The sequence below is a fragment of the Streptococcus sp. 3167 genome (genome assembly GCF_013277175.1).
GTDB lineage: Bacteria > Bacillota > Bacilli > Lactobacillales > Streptococcaceae > Streptococcus > Streptococcus pseudopneumoniae.
This window is the reverse complement of record NZ_VMML01000006.1, coordinates 65880-76396: the sequence shown is the minus strand read 5'-3', so window position 1 is coordinate 76396 and position 10517 is coordinate 65880. Positions and strand designations below refer to the sequence as shown.

Sequence of the window (10517 nt, the reverse complement as noted above, 5' to 3'; positions counted from 1 at the left end):
TTTGGAACGCTTTTTAAAAACTAAATGACTATAAAACTTTTTTCCCAGATTTTTGTTTACTACTAAAGTTCACAATGGGTCTAATTTTTAAAATACTCTTGTTTAATTTTTGTAAGCAGATTGTTAGTAAAAGAGAATAACCCTGCTAAATTTCTGATCTACTTTATTCTATAGTAAAATGAAATAAAAATAGGACAAATCAATCAGGACAATCAAATCAATTTCTAGTAATGTTTTAGAAGTCCAGATGTACTATTCTAGTTTCAATCTACTATATATTATTCACTGACTAAAAAAGAAAACCTACCTTCTCAGTAGATTTTCTCTGTTTAAAATTTATTTCCAAGCGCCACTGGCATCTACATAGTAACCATCAGGTGTATAGGTGTTGTGAAGCATCTTACCAGTTGAAGCAAGGTAGTACCAAGATCCACTATCTTTTACCCATCCTGTTACCATAGAACCTGAGTTGTTTAGATAATACCAAGATCCACTATCTTTGATCCAACCTGTCGCCATAGAACCTGAGTCCTTTAGGTAATACCAAGAGTTATTATCATATAGCCAATTGCTAGCAATCATAGCTCCTGATGATTTAAAGGCATACCAGTTGCCACCCTGATAGAGCCAAGTTTGATTGAACATGACTCCTTTATCATTCATAAAGTACCAAGTTCCCTTGTCCTTAACCCAAGCATTTTTAACTAATTGACCTTGTTTTTGATAGTACCACTTTTCACTGTAATTCTTTTTTAGCCAGCTTTCTGCTTTTAGAATCGGATAAAGTATTTTGAAGGCTCCTCCCCCTCTGTAGGAATGACTGATAACTCCTGGTTTTTGAAGTTTCAATTCTACATAGTCGTCTTCCCAAGCAAACACTTTTTGACCATTGAGAGTCTCTGGTAAGGTAGCAGTGTAGGTCTTAGTTTGATAGTCCCATTTTGCATCAAGGTAGGTGTGTTGATCATTTGATTCGTCAATACGGAAGTAACCACTCTTTCCGCCATCATTATATACATCATCTACTACTTTAGTGGACCAGGTCTTTACTTCATTTCCGCTCTTGGCTTCTACCTTGATATCTCCTCTATAGCCATAAGGTACATAGAAATTCAGGTAACGCCCCTCTGTACCGACCATAGATTTGTCCTTTTCTTGACCTAGGAAATTGATAGTCTGATCTTGACCATTGAGACTAACCGTCCACTCGATTTTCTCAGTTTTTGGCAAATCCAAGACTTTGATATCCACTTCATGGCCATTGTTAAATCGAAGAATTTTGCCATCTTGATACTTAACCCCACCCTTAATAACCCATTCTTCTTCCAACTCAAAGGCTTGACCTGAATGAGGGAAAGCTAATAAAGCTAGACCTGCTAGAGATAAACCAAATAGTGTGATTTTTTTTGATACTTTCATTTTCTTAACTCCTTATTTTTGGAATAAAACAAATTGACTGTTTTTAGGATAAACTGATACATGTTGCTCTTCGTGAATTTGTGATGCAGCTTCAAGGACTAGAGGATAAGAGTATTGATACAGTTCCTCTAAAGTAATTTTTCCGTTAGTATTGGTGTCTGCCATAGGCGAAATCATTCTATTTTGAAGTGAATCCCAACCTGTACCCATTGCCCAGTATCTGGTGGCAAGACTACCTACTCCGACTACACTATACGATTCTTCGCCTTTCCAAGAGGCACATAGTACGAGGAATTTAGAATCAAGCATTTCACCATTCTTGCTTGCTACATCTCCTGTTGAAAATCCTGCCAAAAATGCTTGTTCATCAAATTTTTCTTCAGACTTGGAGGCAACCTTTTTGTCTGACTTACCTACATCTATAATTGTTCCTGAATAGCAACAATCCAGCATAACCACAAACTTACCTTTATATTGTTTCAGTATAGATGCCAATTCCCAGCCTGAAAATGTCTGACCATCGCTACCAAGATAGATTCTTCCGTCTCTTCCTCCATGACAAGTAAGGTAAAGATAGTTCACATCGCTTTCGATAGAAGATTTGAAAAGCTCTTGCGTTTTTGCAATAATCTCGGACTTAGTTTTATCTGGGAAACGAACAACTTTACTAAAGTTTTGGTTACCAAAAACCTTTTCCATAGCATTAACGTCTTCGATAGGTACTGCTCTCGTTGATGTTTCACCAAGAACTAAAGCACGGCGATTAATCGTTTGTCTTGCTCCACTACTAGCAAAGAAATAAGTATCATCTCCAATATTGTGCCAACCTGTCTGCATAGCACCGCTGGCAGCCAAATAATATTGTTTTCCTTCGATAGTCTGTAGGCCAGTTTGCATGACACCGCTAGTATTTAAATAGTACCAACTACCAGAAATCAAACACCATCCTGTTTTCATAGCACCACTAGTATCTAGATAATACCAATTTCCATATTCATTAAACCAACCTGTTTTCATCCAACCTTCACTATCAAAATAGTACCAGGTTTCATTGATCTTTTCCCACCCGTTTTTAGTGTAAGAACCGTCAGAGTGTTTATACCACCAACGGCTATTCGATTGAATCCAACTGCCATTAGAGTGACTATAAGACTTGGGAGAGATAGATTCTTGAGCAGAAACTGGACTATTTACTGGTAGTGTTGCCACTAGGCTCAGTAAAGCAACTGATGACAATAAAATTTTTTTCATAATCATATTGTCCTTTCTGTTTTATTTTTGTATAATCATATCACAAATAAAAAAACAGGTTTTATTTTTTGCAGAAATGGAAGAGGAATACTATGGAAAATTTTGGAGCAGTTTTAAAGGATATCCGTATTTCAAAAAATTTTCGTCTTAAAGATTTGGCTTGTGATAAGATTAGTGAGTCAACTATTTCTCGTTTCGAAAATGGGATTACAAAATTATCTATTGATCATTTTTACATATTGTTAAATCGCCTGGGGATATCATTTTCGGAATTTGAAGAATTAGTTCATTGCTATTATTCCAAAAAAGAATGCTTTTTTGAAGAATTAGAACATGCTGTAAACTCTTCAGATATCATTTTGTTACAAGAACTAATAAAGAAAATAGAGCTAAAACAAAAGCAGGAAAGAAGTTTATGCAATTTTCACATAAAATTGATTGCTGAACAACAGATTAATCGCCTTGTAAATCTTCCTTATAATACATCTAAATGCAATGAGATAATAAAGTATTTGCTTTCGGTAGATACTTGGATGGAGTATGAACTGAAAATTTTTTATAATTCGGTGTTTTTTATGAACACTAAAACCATAAGCTTATTATATAGAGCGGTAATCAAGAAAACACGACATTTTTTAAAAACAAATATGGGAACACATAGAGTAATTCCTTTATATTTATTTAATTTAGAATTATTATTAAAAAATAATTTGTTAAATAACGCTCAATTTTTTATAGATGATTTAGAAAATTTACTGACCAGACAAGGATATTATTTTGAAAAGAATTATTTACTCTTCCTAAAAGGTATTTATCTTATAAAAACTAATCAAATAGAGTTAGGTAAAAAAGAATGTTCTAAAGCTATGAGAATATTTAAGGAATATAATGATAGTGATACAATAAATGAATTAAACCAGAAATTTAAGCTAGATCTAACAATTTAATTGTTAAATGATATTGTTTAGAGATATAATTCCTAAAAAATTAGACAAATAATTTATCTATAAGATTTGGTTCTGTATTACACTGAGCTAAGTCTTTCTTAGTTTTAATACATTTGTTATTATATAGGCTTTTATTGATTATTTCTTGTTTTAATTCAGGGGAATAGTAACGATTCTTCCCATTTTTAACACTCTCTATTCCATAACGATCAATTCATCTTGTCACATACCTTAGCCCGAAACATCTACACAAAATCTTTTTGAAAGCTGATTAAAGATTTGTACTTGCTTTCTAAGTTCATAGATCTGAACCTTAACCTCATTTGTCAATCCCATAATAAAAATAAGGACATTCCAATTGAACTGCACCCCAAAAGTTAGACAGAAAAAATCTAACTTTTGGGGTGCAGTTCATATATAGGCGCTATTTTTTCTTGAACAAGCGGATGTAGTCCTGTTTGCTATGAATAATATCTGATACAAAGACAGCTTTTCTGTCCTCTAAAATATGATAGAATGCTAGGTAATCTCCTAAAATGATGCATCGAGTTTTGTGGGGTGGGTATATAATCCCTCCTACTCTTTCGTCAGCATCAAATCCTGCTTCTGGGAAGACTTCAAGACGCTCCAAACCATAAAGAACATTCTTAACTGTGTTTGCTCCTGCCTGTTCTGAAAAGTAGTTAGCTGAGATATAATCTTTAATACCTCTTAGCTGTTCTTGTACCGTTTCGGAGATAATGATGCTATATGCCTTCTCGTTAAATTCCAAGGTTAGCCCTCACTTCATCAAGACTGTAAGTTCTTCCATGTTCTAAATCCTCAAAGCTACGAGCAATTTCAGCACGCAACCTTGATAGAAGTTCTTCTCTTTCTTTATCTACTTGAGTTTCAAATGGCAAGGCTTTATTTTCTACAATGTGTTCTAAAAACAAGTTAAAACTGGCTGTCATATCAAGATTTTGCGCTGTGATAATAGCTTTAGCTTTCTCTAACAAGTCTCTGTTAGTCTTAAAATTTACCTGTGTGTTTTTTTCTAAAACATTCATGGTAGCACCTCCTTTAGACTATTATATCACTTTGGACTATATCGGTCTAGTTATGTCTCAACGATTATAGCTGGATACTAAGAGAAATCAAAAAAGCACTCTAGGATAGAGGCCTAAAGTGCTTAGTTTCAAGGCTTTACAGCCTATCATATTTAATAAAATATTACAACATCTTGTTGTAGAATTCAACGACAAGTGCTTCGTTGATTTCTGGGTTGATTTCGTCGCGTTCTGGCAAGCGAGTCAATGAACCTTCCAATTTTTCAGCGTCGAATGATACGAATGCTGGACGTCCAAGAGTAGCTTCTACTGCTTCAAGGATTGCTGGAACTTTCAATGATTTTTCACGAACTGAGATCACTTGACCTGGAGTTACGCGGTATGATGGGATATCAACGCGTTTCCCGTCAACAAGGATGTGACCGTGGTTTACGAACTGACGAGCTTGACGACGAGTAGTCGCAAGACCAAGACGGTAAACAACGTTATCCAAACGACGTTCCAAAAGAAGCATAAAGTTGAAACCTAGGATCCCGCCTTTGATTTTTGTAGCTTGTACGAACAAGTTACGGAATTGTTTTTCACCTACACCGTAAGTGAAACGAAGTTTTTGTTTTTCAGCCAATTGCAAACCGTATTCTGACAATTTAGAACGGTTGTTTGGTCCGTGTTGTCCTGGTACGTAGTTACGACGTGCCAATTCTTTACCTGTACCTGTAAGTGAAAGGCCAAGGCGACGAGATTGTTTCCAAGATGGTCCTGTATAACGTGACATGTGAATGTCCTCCTGATATAAATAATATTTCGGTGGAAATAGTCACTTAGAAAGCCCTGATTCGTGCAGATGCCCTTCGCCTAAACAGCCAAGGTTACTTATCATAAGACACCTGTTGACGAGCTTCATGCTTTCCTGCTGATATTTCACACAAAATCTATTTTACCATGAATAGCTGGATTTGTAAAGGGGTTTTAGGCTTTATTTTCACTACCAGAGAGATTGAGAAGGAGGGTAAAGGTACTTCCTAGACCGTACTGGCTGCTGACTGTGATTTCCCCACCCAATTGATGAGCCAATTCACGCGCAATCGCAAGACCAAGACCATGCCCACCTGTTTTCATGTTACGCGAAGTTTCGACACGATAAAGGCGTTTGAAAATATTCTCCAAATCCTCTGGGGCAATGCCCTGCCCCTCATCGGTCACACTGATTGAAAGCTGGTTCTTCTCCAGCTTAGCCACCACTTCCAGCTTGGTTCCTGGAGCAGAGTATTTAAAAGCGTTATTGAGCAGATTCACCAAGATACGAGAAAGCTTAGCATAATCTCCTTCAGTCCGGGCAGACTCTGGGATTACCTGCAAGTGGACATCTCTTCTCTCCTGCTCAATCAAAAACTGAAATTCACTCATGCACTCAATCAAGAGCTGATCCAGAAAAATGCTGTCTTTGCTGGTCGTTTCCACCTGATTTCTAGCTGTGTTTAGGGTCAAAAAATTCAACTCCTCAACCAGTTTATTGAGTCTTTCCGTCTGGCGTCCAATGGTTGCTAGATAATGGTCCTGTTCTCCTTCCTTGATAACCCCATCCAAAATCCCTTCTACCGTCGCTTGGATTGAAGTGATAGGAGTCTTGATATCATGCGACAACTGGGCAATCATCAAGCCCTTTTCTCGTTCGCTTTCTTCCAAGGAATCAAAGCTTGCCTGCAAATCATGGGACATTTCATTAAAAGCTTGGCCTAATTGTTGAAATTCTAAAGGGCCTTGAACCTCCAAATTTGAAGGAAAATCCTTGTCCGCTACCCGCCTGGCATGCTCCTTGAGTTTGCCCAACGACGTAAAGACCGGCGATAGGAGAAAGAGACTAATCCCAGCACCGACAAGGCTGGCAACGATGGTCATCCCAAGCAAAAAGTAAATCTCGCCTTTCGCAATCAGCATTTTTTGAACAGCCCAAAAAACAACCAAAATGGTTAAGAGGGTTGAAATAATATATCCAACCAAAATATAACTTTTTAGTTTCATGTTTGTCCTCTCGGTTTCTCTATCTTATATCCCAACCCCCAAACTGTCTTAATAGTGGGCGTTTGGTCACTACTATATTTTGCCAACTCCTGTCGAAGAGCATGGATATGCACATTCAAGGTATTGGTGTCATCCACATAGTCTTCTTGCCAGACTTTTTCATAGAGGTCTGTCTTGGAGAAAACTCTCTCTGGATTGCTAGCTAAAATCCACAGCAATTCAAATGATTTAACAGTTAAATCCAGCATTTCTTCTCCTATTTGAACTTCATGACTACTATGATTCATTTTTAGATTGCCAAGGGAAATCAGCTCTGTTTCGCCCCCACGATGAAGGCGGCGCAAAATATTATGGACACGCAAAACCAGCTCACGTGGGCTAAAAGGCTTAGCAATAAAATCATCTGCTCCCAAGCTCAGGCCGTAAATCTTGTCCTGTTCACTGGTCTTAGCAGTAATAAATAGGAAAGGTTGCTCTGGTGATAAGTATTGAACCTCACTGATTAAATCATAACCATCCATCCGAGGCATCATGACATCTGTGATAATCAAATCAATCGGTTTTTTCTTGAACAGCTCTAGCGCTTCCAGTCCATCATGGGCTACCAAGACCTGATAACCTGCCTGAATTAAGTATCTCTGATGAATATCGGTGATTTCTACCTCGTCGTCAACGAGTAAAATTGTCTTTCCCATCTGTCTCTCCTTTGATAAAAACAGTGCTATACTGCTTTAAGTATAACACTATTTTTATTGTTTTACGATGATTTTAATCTGCTATTGAAAGAAAGTCCTGATTGCTGATTGAGTTGGTAAACTAGCCTTAGTCAGCCCACTATCCATCATTTATTTCCTTAGCTGATTAGTTTTCTTCTTTTTTGTTTTTCAAACCTAGACCACCGAGTAAACCTACAAGCGCAAGCCCAAGGAAACCAATACTTGCCATTGATGTTTGAGCTTCACCAGTATTTGGTAGCATAGCTTTATCATCTGACATCATCTTGTCTGACATCATCGTATCAGACATCTTGTTAGCAGAAGCAGCCATATTTTCACCTGCCATCGTATTGGTAGAGCTTGTCATGGTGTCAGCAGGCATGCTATCTGTAGTACTTGGAGCTGGAGTCTCAGTCTTCATACCTGATTTTTCCATTTGGTCATTTGCTGGCATTGCTTTATCAGTCTCTTTGGCTGGTGCCATCATGTCCTTATGGTCAGCAGCTGTTTGATGAGTCGCACCTGTAGCAGGATTGTGATTCATCGGAGTCACGCCAGAACCAGAGTTAGAAGATGAGAATGAAGCATTTGCTGTGTCTGATGTTTCTTTAACATTTATGTTAATAGTAACTTGTTTAGTTGCTACGACATTTGTCAAATCTGCTTTACCATCTTTGTTACCATAGACATTGACTGTAGCGCTGTAGGTTTTAGTGCCGTTTGCTCGGAACTGGTCGATGAGTTCTTGTTTTTCTTTGCCAGCCACGTTTCCGTCCAAGGCTACTTGATAGAAGTATTGACCTTTGGTCTTCACGTTTTCGCCTAGTGGAGATAGGGCTGGGTTTTTAGCGTCGCCGTTATCTGACCATGGAGCCTTGTCAGATGCCTTAAGCAAGAGACGAGTCAACATGCCATCACCTGCGAATAGTTCGTATGGAATCACATGGTTGACACCTGCTGTGAATGGACCGTCACCCTTGGCTTGTTCTAGGTAGGCTGCTGGAACATCGATACTGTCTTTAACGTTGTTTTTAACTGCAGATTTGACATCGCTTCTTGTTACAAGACCGTTCAAGGTAATATTGACTTTACGTTCCTTGACAACCTTATTCAAATTTGGTTTATCACCGGCTGCTTCATAGACAGTCAGGGTAGCTTCATAGGTATTTGTACCATTAGTACGAAGTGTATCTAATAAATCCTGATCTTGCTTACCTGTAGTGTTACCATTCAAAGATACTTGATAGTAATACTTGCCATCAGGTAAATTTTTCACTGGTGGAATTTTTTCATTTTTATCCTTACCATTATCTGACCATGGAGCCTTGTCAGATGCTTTGAGCAAGAGACGAGTCAACATACCATCTCCTGCGAAAAGTTCATATTTAAGCGGTTTGTTTACACCAGCCAAGAAAGGACCGGAAGCTTTGGCTTGTTCTAGATAGCCCGCTGGGACATCGATACTGTCTTTAACATCCTCATCGACAGCTTTTTTAATATCTTCTGGACTTGCTTGTTTCCCATCCACATCAGCTGTATCTACAGCTTCTTTTAAGACATCTGCTAGCTCTGAATTTTCTTGAGCTTCTTCACCTTTTTCAAAAAGTGTATCCAGACGAGAAGGGCTTGTCTCCTCGCTCACTTCAGTTACTTCTGTAGGTGTAGAAAGTGAGTTCGTATTTCCAGCAACGACCTCAGGTTTCGCTTGAGCAAGAACAGTATCTCCCTGAGTTTCTGCTAAGTCACCCTCTTTCGTTCCCGATGTCTCTTCAGGTACAACTTGAGCAGGGGTCGGATTGACCCCATCGGCACGTACAGAACTTGGCTGACCAACTAGGACAAAGAAGCCACTAGCCACAACAACTGAGGCAACACCGACACTGAGACGGCGAATAGACCAACGAGTATATCTTTGATTTGGATTGAATTTCATAGGGTTCTCCTTAGAGTTTTTCTTTATTTGATGACTCTAGTATAATATCCTAAAATTAAAAAGGACTAAGAAAAAGTTAAAATTTTTCTTAAATCCCTCTTATAAAATACTTATATCAATTAAATCCATAAACAGATTTGGTGATTTGATAGACGACATTGGACAGTTTGCGAGCTGGCAAGACTGAATGTTTGGTCAAACGGCTAAGCATGGTCTTACGGATAGCCTGAAAAACCTCTGGATTTTCCTGCTGAATATAGGTCCACAGCTCCCGTTTTTTTGCCAAATGCTCTGCTGTACCTGCTCGATTGAGCAGGGCACTGGAAATCACCGTCGTAATCTCGATATGATTCAGCAGATATTCTCGCATTTTGGGGTGGCTCACTTGGGATAAATCAAGCTGGTCTACCAAGAGTCGATTGACTTTAAGTTGCTGGTCAATGCGCTTAATCATCACTTGCTCATTGACAGACTGGTCCTCACGCCCAATCAAATAACGATAGAAATCGACAGGCAGATAGTACATGGTCTTGACCTGCTGAAGAGGGGTAAAGACAAAGAGATTATCGACATAAAAAGTATGCTCAGGCAGTTGGAACTGGCTAGCACGCAACAAATCTGTCCGATAAATCAGCGAGTGCATCATGATATACTGGCCTTTGGAGAAATTTCCGACCTGGTCCCAGCCAAAAATCTGCCGAACAGGCAAGACTGACTCGTAGCTCATACTCTTCTTACGAGACTGACCTTCCTTTTCGTAAACAAAATTAGTCACAAAGGCGTCAACCTCTTGACCCTTACTCTCAAGTTCCTGCAAGGTTTCAAGAGTTTTCAAGTAGGCACGAGGATCCACCCAGTCATCACTGTCAACTACTTTAAAATAGCGCCCAGAAGCCTCTACCAAGCCACGATTGACCGCACCGCCATGGCCCTTATTTTCCTGATAAATGGCTCTAACGATGTTAGGATACTTGTCGGCTAAACGCTCAGCGATTTCCTGAGTCTGGTCCTGAGACCCATCATTGATAATCAAAATCTCAACTTGCTCACCACCAATCACTAGCGACTCCACACAGTAATGAAGATAGGCTGCAGCATTATAGCTAGGAATGGCGATAGACAATAACTTCATAATCTACTCCTTTAGGGGACTGATTTTTCTTACTCAATGAAAATCAAA

9 protein-coding genes and 3 pseudogenes are annotated in these 10517 nt (G+C 38.7%); 1 reads left to right on the top strand and 11 read right to left on the bottom strand.

Going from position 1 to position 10517, the window contains the following annotated elements:
* Positions 1-336: 336 nt before the first annotated feature.
* The gene (locus HT678_RS00885; protein ID WP_000868697.1) at positions 337-1419 is read right to left on the bottom strand and encodes an N-acetylmuramoyl-L-alanine amidase family protein; all 1083 of its coding nucleotides are present in this window, start codon (positions 1417-1419) and stop codon (positions 337-339) included.
* Between the two features lie 12 nt (positions 1420-1431).
* Positions 1432-2670: a caspase family protein gene (locus HT678_RS00880; RefSeq protein WP_000722389.1), complete on the bottom strand. Its 1239-nt coding sequence runs from the start codon at positions 2668-2670 to the stop codon at positions 1432-1434.
* 92 nt (positions 2671-2762) lie between these two features.
* On the opposite strand from HT678_RS00880, the gene HT678_RS00875 reads away from it, so the two are divergent.
* Positions 2763-3617 carry an Rgg/GadR/MutR family transcriptional regulator gene (locus HT678_RS00875; RefSeq protein ID WP_000427006.1) on the top strand — a complete coding sequence of 285 codons (855 nt, stop codon included), beginning with the start codon at positions 2763-2765 and terminating at the stop codon, positions 3615-3617.
* Between the two features lie 124 nt (positions 3618-3741).
* Here HT678_RS00875 and HT678_RS11375 read toward each other — a convergent pair.
* The 9 genes and pseudogenes from HT678_RS11375 to HT678_RS00840 all read right to left on the bottom strand — a co-directional run.
* Positions 3742-3953, bottom strand: a pseudogene (locus HT678_RS11375) (IS3 family transposase); the annotation flags it as partial.
* An 88-nt stretch (positions 3954-4041) separates the two neighbouring features.
* The gene (locus tag HT678_RS00870; RefSeq protein ID WP_000395510.1) at positions 4042-4389 is read right to left on the bottom strand and encodes a type II toxin-antitoxin system RelE/ParE family toxin; all 348 of its coding nucleotides are present in this window, start codon (positions 4387-4389) and stop codon (positions 4042-4044) included.
* Positions 4379-4666 (bottom strand): type II toxin-antitoxin system RelB/DinJ family antitoxin, encoded by a 288-nt coding sequence (locus HT678_RS00865; protein WP_001101480.1) that lies wholly within the window; start codon positions 4664-4666, stop codon positions 4379-4381. Before HT678_RS00865 ends, HT678_RS00870 begins: the two co-directional genes overlap by 11 nt.
* Positions 4667-4829: 163 nt before the next feature.
* Positions 4830-5441 (bottom strand): 30S ribosomal protein S4, encoded by a 612-nt coding sequence (rpsD, locus tag HT678_RS00860; protein ID WP_000092760.1) that lies wholly within the window; start codon positions 5439-5441, stop codon positions 4830-4832.
* Between the two features lie 194 nt (positions 5442-5635).
* The gene (locus tag HT678_RS00855) at positions 5636-6688 is read right to left on the bottom strand and encodes a HAMP domain-containing sensor histidine kinase (RefSeq protein ID WP_000769775.1); all 1053 of its coding nucleotides are present in this window, start codon (positions 6686-6688) and stop codon (positions 5636-5638) included.
* Positions 6685-7383 carry a response regulator transcription factor gene (locus HT678_RS00850; protein WP_000520643.1) on the bottom strand — a complete coding sequence of 233 codons (699 nt, stop codon included), beginning with the start codon at positions 7381-7383 and terminating at the stop codon, positions 6685-6687. Before HT678_RS00850 ends, HT678_RS00855 begins: the two co-directional genes overlap by 4 nt.
* A 166-nt stretch (positions 7384-7549) precedes the next feature.
* Positions 7550-7798, bottom strand: a pseudogene (locus tag HT678_RS11855) (LPXTG cell wall anchor domain-containing protein); the annotation flags it as partial.
* A 120-nt stretch (positions 7799-7918) separates the two neighbouring features.
* Positions 7919-9337, bottom strand: a pseudogene (locus tag HT678_RS00845) (PavB family fibronectin-binding SSURE repeat adhesin); the annotation flags it as partial.
* A 115-nt stretch (positions 9338-9452) separates the two neighbouring features.
* On the bottom strand, positions 9453-10469 hold the full coding sequence (locus HT678_RS00840; RefSeq protein ID WP_000771879.1) for a glycosyltransferase family 2 protein: 1017 nt from the start codon (positions 10467-10469) through the stop codon (positions 9453-9455).
* Between the last annotated feature and the right edge of the window lie 48 nt (positions 10470-10517).